Raw genomic sequence first — 22,462 nt, 5'->3', positions numbered from 1 at the left:
ACTTTTTTTACCTTTTTACTTTTTTTATCTTTTTACTTTTTTTACCTTTTTACTTTTTTACCTTTTTACCTTTAAAAAGTTACTTCTTCTCCTTCACGAGATACATCACTACAGGCAAGTGGTCGCTGTAGCCATTGAGCCAGCGTCCGCCTGCTGTGGTACGCAGCGGAGCTCCCTTGTACTGACCTTCCTGCTGGATGAGGTAATCGCGACGGAAGATATGGCTCTTCCAGTATTTCAGCGAAGAGTAGTCCTTCTTCTTGGCGTCCTTGTTGAGCAGATTAGGAGTAATCACTATCTGGTCGAAGAGGTTCCAGTTGCCACTATAGAATAAGGTGCCCTTGCCTTCCTTTGCCAGAACGTTGTACCAGGGGTTGTACATATCGCCAGCTCCCACCTGACTGATTTCGGGCTTAGCCTGCAGATAGACGTGCATGCTCTTGTTCACTGGGTCGTCGTTCATATCTCCCATCACAAAGATCTTCATCTCTTGGTTCACATTCAGCAGACTGTCCTTGATCACCTTCACCTGTCGCGCAGCCGACTCACGATAGAAAGGACCAGAGAAACGGCTTGGCCAGTGGCATACGATCACCGCCACATCATCACCAGCCATCTCTCCTCTTACGGTGAGGAAGCCACGGGTGAAGAAGGCGCTGTCCTTTGCCAACTCCTGCACATAAGGTAACAGCTTCACATTCTTCACACTGAAGAGCGAAGGATTATAGAGCAGCGCACAGTCGATGCCTCGACGGTCGGGACCCTCGATATGTACATATTTCATATTGCGGGCCTTAAGAGGTGCCTGGTCTACCAAGGCATCAAGCACCTTATGGTTCTCCACCTCGGAAAGTCCGATAAAGGCACACCCCACATTAGGAAGCACGTCTGTTCCCATATCCGCCAAGGCCTTCGACATATTACGCAACTTATTGGTGTACTTCATGCCGTTCCAGCCTTTGTTGGGCAAATACTCGTAATCTTTCTTTCCCTCATCGTGACAGGTATCGAAGAGATTCTCCTGATTGTAAAAACCTACGGCGTAAACCGAGAACTTCTTCTGGGCAGAGGCAGCCAAATTGACTATCAAAAGAGCCGCCAAGAATAGCAAATGTCGTTTCATTATTTATAGTTTTAAAATTTGTTTACTGCAAAAGTAGCTATTAAATTGTAATTATCAGTAAGAAAAGTGGAAAAAGTGAATTTTTAATGAAATTTTAATCAAAAAAACTTTCTTTTTTAAAATTTATTTATTTACTTTGCACTCACATTATATTAATTAAACTATTGACTATGCAACAAAAGGTAAAATTAGCAATGATTGCTCTCTGCTACAGCCCATTGCTCTTCGCTCAGAACGCCACCGAGCAGAAGATAGCAAAGGGATTGGACGAGAATGCATTCACATTCACCGAAGCACAGTTGGGTGAGGATGACGATATGTCACAGAACGTCACCATTCTGAATTCTAACTCAAATGTTTACGCATCAGAGGCAGGCTACCTGTTCTCGCCAGTGCGTTTCCGTTATCGTGCCTTCAATCAGAAGTACAATGATGTGTACATCAATGGTGCTCCCATGAACGACATGGAGTCTGGTCAGTTCCGCTTCTCTAACATCGGAGGTCTGAACCGATTCTCAAGAAACGTTGACTTTGCCTTGCCTTTCGAGGGCAACAACTACTCCATGACAGGTATGGGAGGCAGCAACAACTATGACTTCCGTGCCGGAAGCATGCAGACAGGCCACTATGCTTCTGTGGGAGTTGCCAACCGCAACTACACGCTTCGTGGTCTTTATACCTATAGCAGTGGATTCAACGACAAGGGATGGGCCATCTCAGCGGGTCTTACCTATCGTTGGGCAAACCGCGGTTATGTAGAGGGAACCTTCTACAATGCGCTGTCTTACTACTTCGGTGTGCAGAAGAAGTGGGACAATGGTCACTCCCTGAGCTTCACCACATGGGGAAATCCTACAGAGCGCTCTACACAGGGAGCAGCAACCGACGAGACTTACTGGCTCGCCAACGACTACTATTACAACCCATACTGGGGCTACTACAATGGCCACAAGCGCAACTCACGCGTTGTGAACGACTTTGCGCCTTCAGCCATCGCCACATGGGACTGGAACATCAACGACAAGATGAAGCTCACCACCTCTGTCTTTGGCAAGTACTCTATGTATAAGAGCACCAAGCTCAACTACGCCAACGCTGAGAACCCACAGCCAGACTACTGGAAGAATCTGCCAAGCAGCTACTACGACATCTGGAATGCTGACGCGCTGGGCAACAACTCGTCTACACTCCAGAGCTGGTACAACTCTTACAACTACTGGACAGCAAGCAAGGCCAACCGCCAGATTGACTGGGATCGCCTCTATTATGCCAACACTCAGGCTGCCAACCAGGGCCATGATGCGCTCTACTTCATCCAGGCCAAGCACAGCGACAACCTGATGTTCAACATGGCTTCCACCCTGTCTGCTAAGGTTACTAAGCGCTCTACACTCGTAGGCGGTCTTGTACTGGGCAGCAACAGCAACCGTCACTATCAGACCATGGATGACTTGCTGGGTGCTTCTTTCTTCCACAACATCAACACTTATGCGCTCGGCACCTATCCTGCCAGCGACCCAAGAGTACAATACGACCTCAACACTGCTGGACCTAACAACCTCGGCTCTCTCGTTTACGAAGGCGACAAGTTCGGTTACGACTATAAGGTTGAGGTGATGAAGGGCTTGCTCTGGACTTCCTACACTGCTGAGATGGGACGTTTCCAGACCATGATAAGCGCCAAGCTTGGTCAGACCAACATGCGTCGTCATGGCTATATGCGCAACGGTATGGCTGCCAACAATTCTGAGGGCAACAGCCGCATCGCACGCTTCGGTGAAGGCGGTGCCAAGGGTAGCATCAACTTCGATGCCGGCAAGGGCCACGTATTCAAGATTGGTGTAGGTTACGAGTGGCGTCCACCAATGGCCAACACAGCATTCATCTCTCCTGAGATCTGCAACGACTACGTTCTCAACCTCGGTGACGAACATGTATTCAGCAGCGAGTTCAGCTATCAGTATCAGAATGCCTGGGTACACGCCAACGTCAACGCATACTATAGTCGCCTCGACCACGTCACAGAGTGGCAGAACTTCTACAACGATGACGAGAACTCTTTCACCTACCTCAGCATGACAGGATTGGAGAAAGAATACTATGGTATCGAGGCAGGTCTCGACTTCAAGGTGGCTTCTTTCCTTAACTTCAAGGCCATCGGAACCATCAGCGACGCCAAGAACATCAACAATGCCAACGTGAACTACATGCTCTCCAAGTCGGCAGAGGTGGTTAAGGACTACGCATATATTAAGGACATGCGCGAAAGCGGAACTCCTCTTACTATCGGTAGCCTTGCACTCGACTTCCATAAGAGCGGCTGGTTCGTCAACCTCAACGCCAACTGGTACGACCGCATCTATTTGTCATACTCACCAAGCTATCGCTACAAGTCTTCTCTGAAGAACCGCGACATGCTCTTCAACGACGAGCCTCTCCCTGGTTCTGTTGACCAGGCTAAGGGACACGGCGGATGGATGGTAGACGGAAGCATCGGCAAGAGTATCCGCCTCAAGCACGGTAGTCTGAACTTCAACCTCATGGTAACCAACATCCTCAACAACCGCAAGATTGTTTCAGGTGGTTACGAGCAGAGCCGAAGCGACTATACCCTCAACAAGGAAAACGAGGCCAAGGATCGCGTCTACAAGTTCTCTAAGAACCCTAAGAAGTATTACGTATTCGGAACCAACGGGATGTTCCAGGTATCATACAGATTCTAAAAGAAGAGAAAGATATGAAAAAGTTAAAATATATCGCAATGGCATTTGCAGCCCTGCTCTTGGCTTCATGCATGGGCGACGGTTATGCTGATTCCGTGGGAGAAAAGGATTATACCGGCCCTGCCATCGGCAACAACAAACTGGAGGCTACCAATGTCATCACTATCTCCGAACTGAAGGAGAAATATGCCACACAGATAGAACGCGGCCTGTACAAGCAGGTGGACGAGGACATCAAGATATTGGGTATCGTCACAGGTAACGACCTCGGAGGCAACCTCTACAACCAGATTTGCCTGCAGGACAAGACGGGCGGTATCTTGGTTTGCATCGGCAAGAGCGGACTCTATGGCGAGTTGCCTGTAGGTCAGCAAGTGCTTATCGACTGCAAGGGCCTCTACATCGGTGGCTACGGCAAGCAGGCTGAGTTGGGCGGTGTCTATACCAACACCAACAAGGGCTCACAGTCTATCGGTAAGGTAGACCGCTACGTATGGGAGAAGCACTACAAGATTATCGGCGAGGCCGACGAGGCCAAGGCTGAGGCAATGGTTGAGGTGTTCGACCAGACTAAGATCAAGGATGCCGACTATCTGAAGTCTTGCTCAGGCAAGCTGATGAGAATCGAGGGCGTAACCTTCGCCGATGCCGGTAAGAAGGTATTTGCCGCTGCGGCAGACAAAGACAACGCTAACTGCGTAAACCGCGGATTCTCTGGCATCAGCACCAACAACCTGGTGGTTCGCACTTCTGCCTACGCCAAGTTTGCTAATGCTCTCCTGCCAGAAGGTCCACAGAACGTAACAGGTATCTTCACACGTTATGCAGGAAGCAAGAACGACACATGGCAGATTCTTATCCGTACTGCAGACGACGTGAAGGTAGCCAAGGGAACAGAACAGTGTCCATACACCGTAGCGGAAGCCATCCAGTTGATTAACGACGGAAAGACTACCGAGACCAATGTTTATACCGAAGGTATCATCTGTTCTGAGCCAAGTGTAAGTGTACAGTATGGTAATGCTGATTTCTACATCTCTGTAGACGGCAAGGGTATGAATGCTGACGGAACTGGCAATCCTGCCAAGACCATCAAGGTATTCCGCAACTACTATCTCAACAAGGATAAGTACACCGATGCCAACAAGGACTTGATCAAGAAGGGAAAGAAAGTTGTCATCTGCGGCAAGCTCTTACTCTACAATGGTGTAACACCGGAAATCAACAGTGGAAACTATATCGTTTCCATCAAATAAAACTAACTCAAGTAGAAAACTATAAAAAGAATAATCAATATGAAAAAGTTCATTTATTCATGCTTGTTCTTGGCTATGGCAGCCATAACATTCAGCAGCTGCGAAGACGTTCCTGCTCCTTACAATATGCCTACAGAGGATGAAACTCCAGAAGTTCAGCCTGCAGGTACAGGTACTGCCGCAGACCCATTCAATGTGGCAGGTGCAGTAAAGTACATCGAAGATGGTGGAAGCGAATCTGAGTTGAAATACGTTAAAGGTAAAGTTGTTTCTGTAGAACAGGGCAGTTTCGATGCGACCCACGGTAGCTTGAAATATTACATTTCAGACGACGGTACTCCTACCAACCAGTTCTATGTTTACAATGGCTATGCTGGTCCTAACCGCACTAAGTTCTCGGGCGAAGATGCTTTGAAGCAAGGTGATGAGGTCGTTATCTGCGGTAACCTTATCGTATTCAGTGGAACCAAAGAGTTCCAGACTGGCAACTACATTGTATCTCTTAATGGCGAAGGTGGAACAACCACACCTGATACTCCTACCACTGGAAAGGGTTCAGAGAGCGATCCATACACCGTAGCAGAAGCTATCGCAGCCATCAAGGCAGGCGCTCCTACCAGCGAGGTTTACGTGACAGGTATCGTTTCTGATGTTTATTTTTACAGTGATCAATACAAGAGCCTTTCTTACTACATCTCTGACGATGGTAAGAGCAAGGACATGCAGGTTTATTCAGGTAAGGGCTTGAATGGTGCAGACTTCACATCTAAAGAAGATTTGAAGGTTGGACAGAAGGTAACTATCAAGGGTATCATCAAGGCATTCAACAAGAATGGTACTGATATTATGGAGATTGACAAGAACAGCACTATCGTCAAGATAGAAGGCGAAGGCACTGGCGGCGAAGTTACTCCAAAGCCAGATACTCCTGATACAGGCAATGGCAAGATAACATTTGCCGACGACCACAGAACTCTTACGCTTGAAAACAGCAATGCAACTGCTGGTGAAAGCGTGTCTTTTGACTTCACTGCACAGAACTACGAAAATCAGACAGACATGACAACTATAAAGTTGTCTGATGGAACAACCATCACCTTTGATGCTAATGGTGAGAAAAATGGTTCAAAATACTACACTTCAGGAACTGCAGTTCGCGTTTACAAGAATAACAAGATTATCGTAAAGGGTACAAAAGAAATTGCAAAGATCATCTTCCACTGCAATGCACCATATACAAAGAATGGTGAAACTGTTAATTGCGACGGTAATGAGACTGCAACCATAAACTTCTCTGGCAAGACTGCAACCTACACCAATGTGTTTACAGGTACAACAGGTGGTGGTGTTCAACTTAGATTCTCATCTATCGAAATTGTTTATGCCAAGTAATCCACTCAATTACAAATAACTTTAACTATCCCCATTGCCTCTCATCAGGCAATGGGGATTTTTGTTTCCAGCAATGCCCATCGCTTGGTCCCTCGATGAACACGTGATGGGGAGCTGGTGAACAAGGGACGAGCAACCATTGCCCACGCGACGGGCAGCGTATGCCCAAACTAACGACTACTACTTGGGCAACACATCAATGAAAATAAAAAAAAGAGCGAAAGGTATAAAAACAAGTAGAAAGATTTGGAGGAAAGGAAAAAAAGTCGTAACTTTGCACCCTGTTAAGTCAAAAGGCTATAATGGGCATGCACCGCAAGGACATGAAATGATGGCAACATCCCCATGACGTCTAATTTTAATAACCCAAATAAAAGTAAAAAACAAAATGAAAAAAGGTATTCATCCAGAGAACTATCGTCCAGTAGTATTCAAGGATATGTCTAATGGCGACATGTTCCTCTCACAGTCAACTTGCAAGACCAACGACACTGTTGAGTTCGAAGGCGAAACTTACCCAGTAGTAAAGATTGAAATCTCAAGCACCTCTCACCCATTCTATACAGGTAAGAGCAAGCTCGTTGATACTGCAGGTCGCGTAGACCGCTTCATGAACCGTTACGGCAAGTTGAAGAAGTAATATACCTTTTTATATATAAGGATATATTATCAATACGAGATAGAAGGTGCGTTCTAACGTAGTTGCATATGCGTTAGTGCGCACCTTTTACTTTTCTTTATCACCCCACTCTTCTTATAAGATTCATCCTAACATCTTATTATCTATTTTATCATTTAACATTCACTATGTTATGAAACAAATCAAGATTTATTTATTCGCTCTCCTCGCTGTGCTCTCTATGGCAGCCTGCGGAAGCAGCGACGACGGAGACGGAAATGGTTCGAATGAAATCAACACCAACAAGAACGAGGTAACAACCGACAAGGCTGTCACTCGACTGGAGTTTCCTAAACTGAAAGGCGGAAACAGCATTATCCGTGTTTATCGTGATGGTAACAGCAAGCAATACGACCCAGACAACGTAAACTATGCAGTAGAATGGGATTGCGATAAAAAATCGCAGCGCTGGTCATGCTACATCCTCACCAACAAGAACAGCGGCAATCCCGATAATATAAAACGTTATTACAGCCAGGACAACCAATATCCCACCGATCCAGATTTAGCAGCTTCTAACAGATGGGAGAAAGACTACATCTACAGATCAGGCTTTGACCACGGACACATCTGTCCTTCGAACGATCGTATGTATAATTCCAATGTCAACTATCAAACTTTCTATCTCACCAATATGCAGCCACAATATAGCGTCTTCAATGGAAGTCATCCCAACCATAAGTATGAAGGGCTTTGGATTAAAATGGAGAACTATCTGAACGGATTCAAACTCAATGACACAGACACCATGTACGTATGCAAGGGTGGTACCATTGACAAAGAAGAAAATATCTTGATGCGTATTCAAAACAAACTGATTGTCCCCAAGTATTTCTTTGTGGCAGTCCTCGTTAAGAAGACGATCAACGGACAGGCTTACTACAAGTCTATCGGTATGTGGTTCCCTCACACCAATGTATACCATGGAGACGACAAGCTGTCTGATTACACCATGAGCATCAAGGATTTGGAAGCAAAGACTGGTATAGACTTCTTCTGCAATCTGCCCGACAATATCGAGCAAGATGTAGAAAGCAAAAAAATACTTAGCGACTGGGGAAGTATAGAAAAATAAGAAGTCAAAGGATAATAGCCATTTAGCTTAGTTTCCTATACACAAGTAATACTTCAATAAGACAAAAAAGAAATCGCATGTTTCAAAAGTTCATTACAGAACTATCGAAACATGCGATTTTTTATTTGGCAACTTTGTATTTATCGTAACATCCTTCGTTATCTCCGATTATTCAGTCGAGAAGAGTCTGCCTTGAGAGGCTTGATGGTCGCACCCCTGCCAAACGACTTCTTAATGGTCTTCTCATTGGTCTTAGAAGAACCGAAGGCCTTGGCTTGACTGGTCTGGTTGACACGCTTTAAGTCAATATAAATCACATCACCCTTCGAACTTCCCGTACCTATCATATAGCCCCAGAAAGTATCCACGTCATATCCCTTTTCTGCCCCTAAGTGGAAGCCTGCCTGTGAAGAGCCATGGTCCATGACAAACGTAGCCCCAGAGTTCTTATACTGGATATAAATATCGTAATTATCATCAATATACCATTTAAACTCCAAGGTCTGCTGATCTGCTACAGAACCATCATCGTTATACTTATAGTCAGTCTCCACGCCCTCTCCACTCAAAGCATCACGAGTGTTAGCATATTGGAAGAACTTCATATCGGCATAGAACTCATTAGTCTGTCGTGACTGCCCATCATCTGAAAGATAAGAATAGGTTACTGGTCCATACCATTCACCTGTGAGCAACCGTGCCATATCAACAAGGTCACTATTCTGCGAACCTCCTTGCCAACCATTATTCCAATCATTGTTGTTCCATCCCCAGTCGTCATAATGATCGTACCAACCATAAGGATCATACCAATAATCATCACCATCGCAGCTGGTCATTGTAAGCGACATGGCAACTATCACAGCCATTGTCAGCAAAGAATATACTTTTTTCATATCGCTTTTGTTTATAAGTTAATATTTTCGTTAAATTCTGGTGCAAAGATACCTTATTCTTTTCTTAGGGCAAAGGGAATAGTAGATTATTTTAAGGAAAAATCCCTATTAGAAAGCGGATTTTCCCTAAAAAGTTTGGAAATGTCAAGTTTAATGCCTAACTTTGTACCAAACTTTATCAAAAAAAGCATGAAACGCTTACATTTTTTAATTATACTATCATTTATAACAATCTTTTCATCAGCAGAACCCTATTGCGATGTCAGAAAGTTTTCAATCCTCGATGGACTTGCAGCCAACTCCATTTCCGATTTGGCACAAGGCTACGACAATATGATGTGGTTTGGCACCGGGAATGGTCTGTCCTATTACGACGGCTATCATTTCAAGACATTCCGTGACGAGCCCGACGACATCGACATCATGAGTACCAACCGCATACTCTCCATCTTCCCAAGCCCAGACAACAATGTGTGGGTAGTCACCTTCGACCGCAAGCTATACATCTTCGATACAGAGCAATGCCAGTTTATCAAGGTTGGCACGATGCTCTGCAAGCGTTTCGGCATCCATTTGGAGTCGAGCGAGATATATCCACTCGCCAATGGACACACCTGGATTACGACTCACAAACAGAACTTCCTGATTCGTGTAGGTCAAGGAAAGGACATAGAGAGCATGAAGCCCGAGCTCATCAAGGTGGGCGAAAAAGGACTGCGAAGCGGCAACGTATGGTTTATCAAGCAAGACAAGCGAGGCCGTGAATGGATTCTCACCGACAAGGGAACATTCATCTACGGCAAGAACTTCCATACCTCTACGCCCTTCAAGTGGTTCAGAGAAGTGGGCAACACCATCTTCCTCGCCACGACTGATGGCAAGGTGGCTGTCTACGACAAGCAGAACCATCTCTCCTGGATTCCCATGCCAGCAGGCGTCACTCGCATCAACGAGCTGAAGAATACTGGTTATCAGTTGATTATCGCTACCAACATAGGACTCGTAGTGTACAATCCACGCACATTCAAGACCGACGTCATCAGTGTGCAGAACCCCAATCAGCCCGTAGCAGAAGTGAAGAAAGCCTACGTAGACGGGCACAACATGGTATGGGCATTTACCGAAGGACAGGGCGTGACCGTCATCAATCCTAAAACCATGTCAGCTAATTGGCTCTACGCTGATGCCCCTACCCCTGCCGACCGCACCATGAGTGACAACTTCTTCATCATGGAAGACGAACACGGCACTTTGTGGACTATCCCTAACTATGGCACCTTCAGCTACTACGACCGCAAGACGGGAAAGCTCGTTCCCTATATGCTGAGAAGCAACTCTGCAGGTAATTTCTATGTACCTCGCATTTCTAAATTCGTTGTTTCAGACCAAGGCATACTTTGGTTGACGGGTGTACACGACTTGACTCAGGTAAACTTCAAGTTCCACAACTACTCCATGATCAAACTCGATGAAGGAGAATCGGAAATAAGAGCCATGGCTTACACTAACAACGGATTCCACTGGGATGGTTTCAAGTCGGGACACCTCAAGATCAGCGACAGCCACTTCAAAAAGATTGGTTATCTGCAGTCCAACGGACAGATCTGCCAGAAGCAGACACCCTTCTCACGCTCAGGTATTTATGCCATCTATCAAGACATAAAGAAAAGAATGTGGATAGGCACAGACGGCGACGGACTGTATCTGTATGACCGAAACACCATGCGCCATTTCCGCTACAATGCATCCGACAGAAATTCCCTCCCGGGCGACAGCATCTATGATGTGGTGAGCGACCGACAGGGCAACATCTGGGTAGCCACATACGGAGGAGGCTTGGCACTTATGCGTGAAGACCCACAGGGCAACATCACATTCCTTACTCCTCGTAACGGACTGAGATGGCCAAAGAAATATTACAGTAAAGTACGTAGAATCACCTGTACCGCCAGTGGCGAAATACTCATCGGAACCACAGGCGGCCTCGTCACCTTCAAGGAAGAAAAGCGCCCTTCCAAAAACATACAATTCCACACCACTTCCTACAGGGAGAACGACACGACATCTCTCACAGCTCCTGACATCAACTTCATTCTGGTGCGTTCCAACGGCGACACCTATGTATCGAGCATGGGAGGAAGCCTCGACAAGATAACAAGCGAAAACCTGCTGCTGGACAATCTGAAGGTGAGATTCTGCAATTTCATCAATACCAGCGAGGGTAATGTGCAGAGCATGATAGAGGACAACAGTGGCAACATCTGGCTCATCAGGGAGTCGAGTGTCGATAAATACAACCCCAAGACAAGGAAGCTGACCGTCTTCGGTCCCAACGACTTCGACCTCAACATGACCTTCTCGGAGGCACGCCCCATTCACGACCCAGTAACCGACAACATCACAGTGGGCACTGCTACGGGCAGCCTGACGTTCAACCCCGCGAGACTGAAGCAGACCGACTATCAGCCCCGCATTATCTTCACTGAGCTGCACTACAACGGAAGCAACGAGAACATACCTATCCTGCACCAGAAGAAGATAGTCATCCCAGCCAACAAACGCAACCTGTCCATCAGCTTCGCCGCACTCGACTATACACGCAAGTACCAACAGTTCTATAAATACCGCATCGACGGAAATACCCCCGAAGGCGTATGGATCGACCTTCGAGGACAGAACCGCATCGGCTTCAACCGAATCTCGCATGGCAACTATGTGCTCAAGGTCATCGCCACCAATACGCATGGCAAATGGAGCAAACACGTGGCTTCGCTGGAACTCGACGTGCAACCGACGTTCTGGGAAAGCATCTGGGGCAAGCTGCTCATCATCCTCATCATTGCCGGTGTTGCGGCTTTGTGTTTCATCACATACAACAAGCAGCAGAAGGAACGCATCAACCACGAGATGAACGAGATGAAGAACAGGTTCTTCAGCAAGGCTTCACACAAGCTTCGCACTCCACTCACGCTCATCGGAGGTCCGATAAACGAGGTGTTAGAGAAGGAGGACAACCTCTCTACCGAGAGCCGCAGCCTGCTGCAGATGGTTCAGCGCAATGCCAAGGAGATGCTCAATATGCTCAACAAGATGCTGAAGTTTGACAACGAAAGCGACTTCTATCTTGACGAAGGAAGCGATCAGGCATTCGTGTCAAGCGAGAACAACGGCAGCATCAGCGACGAGACAGCCAAAGGCTATCTCCAGGAAGTAGAAGAGACAGAAGAGGACGACAAAACAGAACAGGCGGAAAAGGACATCACCATCCTCGTTGTAGAAGACAACCCCGACCTGCGCCAGTTCCTCTTCACCATCCTCAAGACAGACTATAATGTACTGCTTGCCGAAAACGGCAAGGAAGGCTTGGTAATGGCAAGAAACAAGATGCCCGACTTCATCCTTACCGACGTCACCATGCCTGTGATGGACGGTTTCACGATGGTACACTACATCAAGCAGGACACCAACACCGCCCATATTCCTATCATCGTACTGTCGGCTAAAGCCAGTGTGGAAGACCACCTGCGAGGCTTCGAGGAAGGTGTGGACGGTTATCTCACCAAGCCGTTCTCGGCCACCTACCTCAAGGGACGCATCGAGGCTGTCATCAATCAGCGTCATGCCCTGCAGCAAGACATGCTAAAACAGATACAACGAGCCGAGGGTGCCGAATTCCATATCACGCACGAATATCCACAGACAGCATCCGGACAGGGCGACAACAGAAGCCCTGCTACTAATAAGCGCATGACGGAAGAGGACGCTCTGACCGAGAAGATCGTACAGTTCATCAATGAGAACATGAGCAATCCCGACCTCAAAATCGATGACATCGCCGTAGCCATGGGTATGAGCCGCAGCGTGCTCTACGGCAAGATCAAGAATGCTGTGGGCATGAAGCCTATCGACTTCGTACGCCACATCCGCATCATGCGTGCCACCGAGTTGCTCTGCAATACTGACGAAACACTTAGCAGCATCGCCTACTCTTTGGGCTTCAGCGATCCTAAGTATTTCTCGAAGGTATTCAAAAAGGAAATGGGTATCATTCCAAGCGAATATAGAGAAAATTCAAAGTAATAACACTTTTTTATACCTGGTGCACGAAAAAAAAGAGAATTTACACCTTGATTCTGTACGAAAGCAGTACCTTTGCACCAGTTCTTAGAAAAGTTAAATGATAGTTTAATTCTTGAATACTCCTTTCCTTCAACAACGAAAGGAATATTCAAAGTGATCCGGGGATTGTGAAATTCCCGGATTTTTTTATAAAAAAATATCAGTAACTATAGACACATATGAAAGAAAAATCGTATCTTTGCACTCGTTAAAGATACGATAACTGAGATAAAACTATAAAAAGATACATAAAGAAAATGAGAACCGTTTACGAATTCTCTGTCAAGGACAGAAAGGGAAAGGACGTTTCCCTCAAGGAGTATGCCAACGAGGTGCTGCTCATCGTCAACACAGCCACGAAGTGTGGCTTCACCCCACAGTATGAAGAACTGGAAAATCTCTATGAGAAATATCACTCACAAGGTTTTGAAATCCTCGATTTCCCTTGCAACCAGTTTGGTCAGCAGGCACCCGGTACCGACGAGAGTATTCATCAATTCTGCAAGCTTACTTACGGCACAGAGTTTTCACGCTTCAAGAAGATAAAGGTAAACGGTGATGACGCCGCTCCTCTTTACAAGTTCCTCAAGGAGGTGAAAGGTTTCGCTGGCTGGGACGAGTCACACCCTCTCTACCCTGTCCTCGACAAGATGCTAAGCGAGGCCGACCCCAACTACAAGGAGAGTGCCGACATCAAGTGGAACTTCACCAAGTTCCTCATCAACAAGAAAGGGCAGGTTGTTGCCCGCTTTGAGCCTACCGAGAAGTTTGAGAATATCGCCAAGCAAATAGAGGAACTTCTGAATTCATAAGAATCAACGAATATGTGCAATATCGCTACTTTCTGATATCGCCATCATCGTTTGTAGGAATCTATCCCTCAAACATCAAAAAAGCCAAATGTTTTACTTGCATGAAACATTTGGCTTTTCTATTTACACATCTCTTGCCACATGGCTGTCAATACAGAAGAATCACACCACAGAATTTACAGACCTCATTTGGATATATATTTCCTACCATTGCAGATGACAAGACCATGATAGCTATCATCCACACGCTGTCCGTTCATATTGTATATCGCAGCTTTCGCAGGCTGCGGCTTTGACGTAACTATTGCACTGATGCCTGTGAGTACTTTCTGTGTGATATCTTCGAAACGGCCATTTTTCTTCTCCTTATGCTCACTCTTTGGAGCTTGATAGAAGCGATAATAGGTGTCGCGAGACACATTCAAGATATCCTCCGTCTGCGTTTCCTGATCACCATAGCTGAAGATGATATTGGTTCCATAAGGCAAAGAAATATGATAGAAGAGTTTGCCACCTATCATCCTGGTATCGGTCAGTTGATTGCCTGGCCATCCTCCGTTGTTTCCTTCACCCCAAGCAAAGAGGTAAGGCACACGATCCTCGTCGCAAGTCACATAGATGTTCATCTTGTCAGAAGGAGCCTCGCCACCACCCCATTGCTCAACAAGCCATGTGGCCTTTTGGCGCATATAGTTCTTAAAAACGGCAGCCTTGGCCAGTTCATCTTGGTTCTTGGCGACATTGCTGCTATTCTTCCAACATAGATAGTCGTTAGCTGCAGCATCGGAAATCTTTGCCGCCACACCATCAATATAAGCGTTCATCTCTGCATATTGATTGGCATAAAACTCCTGCCATACCTCCTTCACCTTGTCGCGGAAGTGCTTAAAATTCCAGGCACGATCAATGATAAACTGCTCAAACTTATCTCCCTGGAAGATAAAATGACGGAAATTGGTTTCATTATAAGCATTACCAAAGTCCCATACAGGGCCAAAAGTCCACTTGGTATCTGCACCTTTTTCCTTGTAGAGATAGCAACTGCCATGAAATCCCTCCTCATCTTGCAACAGCTCACGCACGATATACACCTTTGCCAAAGACTCGATGTCTACATACTTTTCCCATTCCGTATCGTTTTCATTATTGCTACAGATAGCCTTGGCGATGGCATTCCACTGTGTCTGCAAATAGTTCTCTTGCTCTGCGGAGAGCGCCTCTGGGGTATGATAAGTAAGCACCATGTTCTGGCTGCCCAACTTCACATTGATATGAGGATCTGTATCATAATTGTCTATCTCCACGAGCCATCCGCCCGTGATAGCCTCAGGATCAGTCGCCTTGTCAGCCTGCTCTACGATATTAACTCGTTTTTTATCAACACGTATCTTTTCGGTTACGAAATACAAGCCCTGATATTTTCCATTGAGCACCAATTCAACAGGTTGTGAATCTGTGGTATAAGGCAAGCCCACACGACGGCTCAATTCATAGCCTACCAGATTGCGGAGAAAACCCAAATCATCATCGGCACCAGCCATGAGCAAGAAGTGCTTACTCTTCACCATACCCACAGGGTTCACCTTACTATCAAACTTCAAGCGATAAGGTTTCTTGTCAAACCCATTCCACGTCCAGTTACCACGCCCTTTAATTATCAAGGTTTCTGGTTTATCTGCAGAAGCCATATTCTCATACCCCTCCAATCCCAAAGCATCAATATAGGCCGTGGCTGACACATAAGTTTCTTTGGAAATGATAGGCTGTGCATCCTGAGTGTTAACATACATGACGGGTAAAGTCCCCGATGGTTTCAAAGCTGACGTCATGGTTGGATCTGTTGCGGCATGGACAGCAGACAGACTGCCCAAGTTGCACATCACAACGAGCAGCAATAACAGTATTTTTTCTTTACTAAACATAAATATAAGTCTAATGATTCAAAATTTCAAGTTATAACAAGTTATTAGAAGCAGAAAGAGAAGGCGCATCATTGCCTGATGAAGTTGCGCCTTCTCTCACATATATATATTGAAAAATCAGCATAAGCACACTTACGCCTTGGCCTACATCTCTACCTGTGGCACATCCTTGAGGAACTGCTCTATCTCTTCGTCGCTGACAGAATAGTTTTGCAAGTCACCATTGATATAGCTGTCGTATGAAGGCATATCGATGAGACCATGACCAGACAGACAGAAGAGGATGACCTTCTTCTCGCCCTTCTCCTTAGCCTTGAGCGCTTCGCGAATGGTTGCAGCTATAGCATGACAGCTCTCAGGAGCAGGAATGATTCCCTCGGTACGGGCAAAGAGCATACCAGCCTGGAACGACTCCAACTGTGGAATGTCCACACCGTGCAGATAACCGTCCTTGAGCAACTGCGAGATGATCATACCGGCACCATGATAACGCAGACCACCAGCATGAATGTTGGCAGGCTTGAAGTCATGACCCAGGGTGAACATCGGCAGCAGCGGAGTGTAGCCAGCCTCATCGCCGAAGTCATATTCGAACTTACCCCTTGTCAGCTTAGGACAGCTCTCTGGCTCGGCTGCGATAAACTCAGTGTTCTTCTCTCCGCTCAGATTATGACGCATGAATGGGAAAGCCAGTCCGCCGAAATTGCTTCCGCCACCGAAGCAGGCAATCACCTGATCGGGATATTCGCCAGCCATCTGCATCTGCTTTTCTGCCTCCAGTCCGATGATCGTCTGATGCAGAGCCACATGGTTGAGCACCGAACCCAGTGTGTACTTACAGCCCGGAGTAGTAGTAGCCAGTTCGACAGCCTCGCTGATAGCAGTACCGAGTGAACCTGGATGATGAGGGTCGCGTGTGATGATGTTCTTTCCGGCTCGTGTACTCATTGATGGAGAACCCTCCACAGTAGCGCCAAAGGTACGCATGATGCTGGAGCGATAAGGTTTCTGACGCATGGTAATCTTCACCTGATACACAGCCGCCTCCAGTCCGTAGAGTTTGGCTGCATACGACAAGGCTGCGCCCCACTGTCCTGCACCCGTCTCGGTGGTGACGTTGGTGTCGCCCTCCTGCTTGCAGTAGTAGCACTGTGGCAAGGCCGAATTGATCTTATGAGAGCCTAAAGGATTGACACTCTCGTTCTTGAAATAGATGTGGGCAGTAGTACCCAGTGCCTCCTCCAGACCGTAGGCACGCACCAGCGGAGTAGAACGATAGAAGGTGTACTTCTCCTGCACGTCCTCAGGGATGTCGATCCAGGCATGTTCTGTATCGAGCTCCTGCTTGGCACACTCCAGGTTGAACACGTGCGACAAGTCCTCAGCCGTCATGGGCTTGTGGGTCTGCGGATTAAGTGGTGGCAATGGCTTGTTGGGCATATCAGCCTGAATGTTGTACCACTGTGTAGGAATGTCTTTTTCCTGTAGGATGAACTTTTTCTGTCTCATAATTTTTAAGTTGATATTGATTGTGATTGTTATTGTTATTCTTAGTCTTACACTTTATCTTATTCTTGTATTCTTGATTTTACTTTTGTATTTCCTGGAGAATGGCGACAGCCTGTTCCACACTCGTGATGCGGGCGATACGAAGGAATCGCTTGTTGTTCTTCTCTTTCAACGCACATTGCTGTACGTGGCAAGTGGCATAGTTGAGAACCTTCGAGAACATCGTGCTGCGATAGAACGGACTCTGCACGTTGCTTACAAACTGCATTTGCATAGTACCCTGTTTGAGCATGATCTTCTCGCAGCCCAAGCGTTTGCCGAGGCGTCGCAAGCTCACCACGTGCATCAGTTCCTCACCCTCACGGGGCACAGGTCCAAAGCGGTCGATGATTCGCTTTCGGTAAGCAGCCAGGTCGTCGTCATTCTCTATGCGGTCCAGTTCCCTGTAGAGCAACATTCGCTCGCTGCTTCCCGGCACATAGGTGTCGGGGAAATACATCTCTAAGTCGCTCTCGATAGAACAGTCGTCCACGAAGTCGTCACCCGTGAGCTGCTGCCCCTCATCCATCTCCTCCTGATACAGGTCGCCAAACTCCTCATTCTTCAGTTCGGTGACAGCCTGCGACAGGATCTTCTGATAGGTTTCATACCCCAGGTCTTCCATGAATCCGCTCTGCTCTGAGCCAAGCAGGTTTCCAGCACCGCGAATGTCAAGGTCCTGCATGGCGAGGTTGAACCCGCTTCCCAGATCGCAGAAGGTCTCCAACGCCTCCAGTCGGCGGCGAGCATCGAGTGTCAGTGTACTCTTCGGCGGAGCCACGAGATAACAGAAAGCCTTCTTGTTGCTACGCCCCACCCTGCCTCTCATTTGGTGCAGGTCGCTAAGACCGAAGTGATGGGCATTGATGATGATGATGGTATTGGCGTTCGATATGTCGATACCGTTCTCCACAATGGTTGTCGAGAGCAGCACATCGTAGTCGTAGTTCATGAATCCCATAATGACCTTCTCCAGTTCCTCGGGCTTCATCTGTCCGTGTCCTATCGCCACGCGGCAGTCGGGCACGTACTTTTCTATCATCAGTTTCAACTCCATGAGCTTCGATATACGGTCGACGACGACATACGCCTGTCCGTTACGGCTCATCTCGAAGTTGATGGCATCTGCCATGGTATCACCGCTGAAGGTCACCACCTCCGTTTGTATCGGGTATCGGTTGGGCGGCGGCGTGCGCATGATGCTCATGTCGCGTGCACCCATCAGCGAGAACTGCAGAGTGCGGGGAATAGGTGTGGCACTCATCGTCAGCGTGTCGACATTCACCTTTAGTTGGCGCAGCTTCTCCTTGGTGCTGACGCCGAACTTCTGTTCCTCGTCGATGATGAGCAGACCGAGGTCATGCCATTTCACAGTCTTGGAAATCAGCTTGTGCGTCCCCACTACGATGTCTGTCCTTCCCTCCTTGAGGTCTTCCAGCAACTGTCTGGTCTCCTTGGCGGAGCGTGCCCTACTCAGGTAGTCCACCTTTACCGGCATTCCCTCCAGTCGGTTTCTGAAAGTCTGGTAGTGCTGAAAAGCCAGCACCGTGGTAGGCACCAGCACAGCCACCTGCTTGCTGTCGCATGCCGCCTTGAAGGCTGCGCGTATCGCCACCTCCGTCTTTCCGAAGCCCACATCGCCGCACACCAGTCGGTCCATGGGGCGTGCGCTCTCCATGTCGGCCTTTACGTCCATGGTGGCTTTGTTCTGGTCGGGCGTGTCCTCGTATAGGAACGAGGCCTCCAACTCATGTTGCAGATAGGAATCGGCGCTGAAGGCGAATCCCTTCTCCTTACGGCGGCGGGCATAGAGTTTGATCAGGTCGCGCGCGATGTCCTTGATGCGCTTCTTCGCCTTCTCCTTCAGTCGGTCCCAGGCACCCGTGCCGAGGGTCGACAGTCGGGGCGGCTCGCCCGTATCGCCGCTGCGGTATTTGCTGATCTTATAGAGCGAGTGGATGGATACATCCACCTTGTCGTTGTTCGTGTAGACGATGCGTATCATCTCTTGATAGCTGTTGCCCACCGGCACACGCACCAGTCCGCCAAACTTTCCGATGCCGAAATCCACGTGCACGATATAGTCGCCCGGCTCCATCTCCTGCAACTCCTTCATCGTGAGCGCCATCTTGCCGGCACGTGCTGAGTCCGAACGCAGACTGTACTTATGGAATCGGTCGAAGATCTGATGGTCGGTAAAGAAACAGCATTTCTTATCGTTGTCGATGAAGCCCTCGTGCAGGGTCTTGTCCACGGGCACAAACCTCACCTGATAGCGCTTCAGTTCCTCACTCTCAAAAATATCCTTGAGTCGCTGTTGCTGCTTGCTGCTGTCGGCCAATATATATAAGGTGTACTGCTGCAGAAGATAGTCCTCCATCATCTGGCCTATCAGGTCGAAATTCTTATGAAACAGGGGCTGAGGCACGATATGGAACGGCACCACGTCGGCAGCCTCCTCTGTCTTGCGCTCCGCCACACCCTGTTCGGCGATACCAAACTCTATGCGCTGGCGCTCCGCCACACCCTGCTGAAACTGCAGGGCCGATGACAGGTTCAGCTCTTTCTTCATGGCACGTCTTATCCGTTCCGCCTCCACCTCGGTGGCTCCCTCCATCTGTTCCACCATGCTCTGCGAGGAGAAGCCTTCCTTGTATATCTGGTCTATACGGTCATAGACGAACGTAAAGTCCTTCATCGCTACCACAGCCCGCTTGTCGAGGAAATGCAGGAAGGGCTGTTTCTCACCCTCAGCAAGCGAGAGTTCGGGCACAATCTCCACACTCTCACGCCGGTCGCGCGACAACTGGTCCTCAATACTGAAAGTACGTATGGTGTCTATCTCGTCACCGAAGAAGTCGATGCGGAAAGGAAACTCGCAACTATAGGAATAAATATCGAGAATGCTGCCTCGAATGGCAAACTGACCAGGCTCGTAGACATAATCTGTCTCCATGAAGTCGAAGTCGCGCAGTTGATGCGAGATGTCCATCAGCGACACCTGGTCACCCACTGCGAGCTTAATGATACGCTCGTCGAGATTCTTCTTCGACACCACCATTTCTGCCAGAGCATCGGGGTAAGTAACGACATAGAGTGGCTGCGAGGATGCCAGTCGTGCCAGCACCTCGGTACGCAATATCTCGTTGGCAGCATCCTTCTGTCCGTATTTCACAGCACGCCTGTAAGTAGAAGGAAAGAAGAATGCCTGATCCTGGCCCAGTATCTGCACCAGGTCGTGATAAAAATAGCCCGCCTCGTCGGCATCATTGAGCACGAAGAGCACCGGGCGAGCCAACCGCTCTTTGACAGCGGCAAAAAACAAAGGCGCAGAAGAGCACACCAATCCACTGAGGAAAACGGTCTTCTGCGTTTTTCTATCCAATAATTTCAGGAGCGCCTTCGCCTGGGGCGACCGCTCAAAAATATGTACTATTTCCTGTATTTCCACTTCTCTTCAGTCTTCGCCCCCTACACCTTCTTGGGATATTTCTTAAACCATCCATCCCAGCGCAGGCGCATCACACCAAAGAAAGCCTCACCAAAGATTCCACCGCTCATCTTGCTCGTACCCTCACGTCGGTTGACGAAGATTACGGGCACTTCCTTGATCTTGAAGCCAATCTTGTGGGCAGTGTATTTCATCTCTATCTGGAAGGCATAACCCTTGAAACGGATCTCGTCAAGATTTATGGTTTCCAGCACCTTGCGGCGATAACATACGAAACCTGCCGTAGTATCATTCACCTTGAATCCCGTGACCATTCTCACATACTTCGAGGCGAAATAGCTCATCAGCACACGACCAATGGGCCAATTCACGACGTTGACACCCGAGACATAGCGCGAGCCCACAGCCACGTCGAATCCCTCGTCGTGAGTCGCGGCGTAGAGTCGTGGCAGGTCGTTGGGATCATGACTGAAGTCTGCGTCCATCTCGAAGATAAACTCATACCCCTTCTCAAGCGCCCATTTGAAGCCAGTGATATAGGCTGTACCCAGTCCTAACTTGCCCTTTCGCTGAAGGATATGGAGACGGGAGGCAAACTCGCCAGCCATCAGTTCCTTCACGATGGCAGCAGTACCGTCGGGGCTTCCGTCATCAATAACAAGGATATCAAAGTCTTTCTCCAGACCGAACACGGCCCGGATAATCTTCTCGATATTCTCCTTTTCATTATAAGTAGGAATAATTACAACACTATCACTCATAAGCTATTATTGGTTTAAATGAATCGACATGATAATAATTAATATATCTCATGCAAAGATAATGCATTTTTCTGAGTTTGCGAAAGGAAAAAGAAAATATTTTCATTTTCTGAACGATGATTATATTTAATTCACGTTGTTGCGAAATAAAGTAACTACTCAGCACCCCATATAACCATAAGTAGTTACTTTAAAATCGTTGAACCACATTAAAATCTTCGTTCAAAGGCTTTGAACGGACATTCAAAGGCTCTGAACGGACATTCAAAGGCTTTGAACGCACATTCAAAGGCTTTGAACGGAACTTTTATAGGCTCTGAACAGAACTTTTATAGGCTCTGAACGGAACTTTTACAGGTTTAAGAAACAATTTATATAGTATAGGAAAAAAATCGACCTGTACGGATGGTGTAATACGCAGCACGCCCTGAAAGGGCAGAAGCTCTTAGCCAGGGCAACGCCCTGGGTATAATGACAGTCAGCAATGCGCCCTGTAAGGTAGGGTGTTCAAAATCCGTTTAAAATCCGACGCATTTTTTACCTATGGTATTGATGCGTTTCACTGCCAAATTTGGAGAGAGGGTTGCATTAGTCCATTCTTTAATGTGCCGATGTCTTCCTTCCTCCAAACGTTCTTTAAAATCAAAACCAACTCGCCTGTTTTTGTCAGCCAAGGCTATGCGCAGAGGCATTATAAGAATCATT

14 protein-coding genes are annotated in these 22,462 nt (G+C 47.5%); 7 read left to right on the top strand and 7 right to left on the bottom strand.

Annotated elements, in window-relative coordinates; genetic code table 11:
- Nucleotides 1-79: 79 nt before the first annotated feature.
- Nucleotides 80-1,123 carry an endonuclease/exonuclease/phosphatase family protein gene (locus P3T48_RS04235; protein WP_022252738.1) on the bottom strand — a complete coding sequence of 348 codons (1,044 nt, stop codon included), beginning with the start codon at nucleotides 1,121-1,123 and terminating at the stop codon, nucleotides 80-82.
- 170 nt (nucleotides 1,124-1,293) lie between these two features.
- Between P3T48_RS04235 and P3T48_RS04230 the strand changes: the two genes are divergently transcribed.
- From P3T48_RS04230 to P3T48_RS04210, 5 genes are all read left to right on the top strand, one after another.
- Nucleotides 1,294-3,846: a TonB-dependent receptor gene (locus P3T48_RS04230; RefSeq protein WP_276505772.1), complete on the top strand. Its 2,553-nt coding sequence runs from the start codon at nucleotides 1,294-1,296 to the stop codon at nucleotides 3,844-3,846.
- A 14-nt stretch (nucleotides 3,847-3,860) separates the two neighbouring features.
- Nucleotides 3,861-5,102 carry a DUF5689 domain-containing protein gene (locus P3T48_RS04225; RefSeq protein ID WP_276505771.1) on the top strand — a complete coding sequence of 414 codons (1,242 nt, stop codon included), beginning with the start codon at nucleotides 3,861-3,863 and terminating at the stop codon, nucleotides 5,100-5,102.
- Between the two features lie 39 nt (nucleotides 5,103-5,141).
- Nucleotides 5,142-6,494, top strand: a complete 1,353-nt coding sequence (locus tag P3T48_RS04220) for a single stranded DNA-binding domain-containing protein (RefSeq protein ID WP_276505770.1) — start codon at nucleotides 5,142-5,144, stop codon at nucleotides 6,492-6,494.
- A gap of 388 nt (nucleotides 6,495-6,882) precedes the next feature.
- The gene (locus P3T48_RS04215) at nucleotides 6,883-7,134 is read left to right on the top strand and encodes a type B 50S ribosomal protein L31 (protein ID WP_006847266.1); all 252 of its coding nucleotides are present in this window, start codon (nucleotides 6,883-6,885) and stop codon (nucleotides 7,132-7,134) included.
- Nucleotides 7,135-7,306: 172 nt separating this feature from the next.
- Nucleotides 7,307-8,248, top strand: a complete 942-nt coding sequence (locus P3T48_RS04210; protein WP_276505769.1) for a DNA/RNA non-specific endonuclease — start codon at nucleotides 7,307-7,309, stop codon at nucleotides 8,246-8,248.
- Nucleotides 8,249-8,406: 158 nt separating this feature from the next.
- Here P3T48_RS04210 and P3T48_RS04205 read toward each other — a convergent pair whose 3' ends face one another.
- The gene (locus P3T48_RS04205) at nucleotides 8,407-9,144 is read right to left on the bottom strand and encodes a hypothetical protein (RefSeq protein WP_276505768.1); all 738 of its coding nucleotides are present in this window, start codon (nucleotides 9,142-9,144) and stop codon (nucleotides 8,407-8,409) included.
- Between the two features lie 189 nt (nucleotides 9,145-9,333).
- Between P3T48_RS04205 and P3T48_RS04200 the strand changes: the two genes are divergently transcribed.
- Together P3T48_RS04200 and P3T48_RS04195 are read left to right on the top strand one after the other, a co-directional pair.
- Nucleotides 9,334-13,224: a hybrid sensor histidine kinase/response regulator transcription factor gene (locus P3T48_RS04200; RefSeq protein WP_276505767.1), complete on the top strand. Its 3,891-nt coding sequence runs from the start codon at nucleotides 9,334-9,336 to the stop codon at nucleotides 13,222-13,224.
- Nucleotides 13,225-13,520: 296 nt separating this feature from the next.
- Nucleotides 13,521-14,075 carry a glutathione peroxidase gene (locus tag P3T48_RS04195; protein ID WP_158463916.1) on the top strand — a complete coding sequence of 185 codons (555 nt, stop codon included), beginning with the start codon at nucleotides 13,521-13,523 and terminating at the stop codon, nucleotides 14,073-14,075.
- Between the two features lie 185 nt (nucleotides 14,076-14,260).
- Here the strand turns inward: P3T48_RS04195 and P3T48_RS04190 are convergent, their stop codons facing one another.
- From P3T48_RS04190 to P3T48_RS04170, 5 genes are all read right to left on the bottom strand, one after another.
- Nucleotides 14,261-15,997 (bottom strand): CotH kinase family protein, encoded by a 1,737-nt coding sequence (locus tag P3T48_RS04190; protein ID WP_276505766.1) that lies wholly within the window; start codon nucleotides 15,995-15,997, stop codon nucleotides 14,261-14,263.
- 144 nt (nucleotides 15,998-16,141) lie between these two features.
- The gene (locus tag P3T48_RS04185) at nucleotides 16,142-17,506 is read right to left on the bottom strand and encodes a TrpB-like pyridoxal phosphate-dependent enzyme (RefSeq protein ID WP_276505765.1); all 1,365 of its coding nucleotides are present in this window, start codon (nucleotides 17,504-17,506) and stop codon (nucleotides 16,142-16,144) included.
- Nucleotides 17,507-17,585: 79 nt separating this feature from the next.
- The gene (gene mfd / locus P3T48_RS04180) at nucleotides 17,586-20,996 is read right to left on the bottom strand and encodes a transcription-repair coupling factor (RefSeq protein ID WP_276505764.1); all 3,411 of its coding nucleotides are present in this window, start codon (nucleotides 20,994-20,996) and stop codon (nucleotides 17,586-17,588) included.
- Nucleotides 20,997-21,016: 20 nt separating this feature from the next.
- Entirely contained in the window at nucleotides 21,017-21,757 is a 741-nt protein-coding gene (locus tag P3T48_RS04175) for a polyprenol monophosphomannose synthase (RefSeq protein ID WP_276505763.1), read from the bottom strand.
- A gap of 518 nt (nucleotides 21,758-22,275) precedes the next feature.
- Nucleotides 22,276-22,462 (bottom strand): hypothetical protein (locus P3T48_RS04170; RefSeq protein ID WP_276505762.1); only part of this gene is annotated, 187 nt, incomplete at its 5' end.

This window comes from Segatella intestinalis (assembly GCF_029348455.1).
Lineage (GTDB): Bacteria > Bacteroidota > Bacteroidia > Bacteroidales > Bacteroidaceae > Prevotella.
This window is presented reverse-complemented; position numbering and strand designations above follow the sequence as displayed.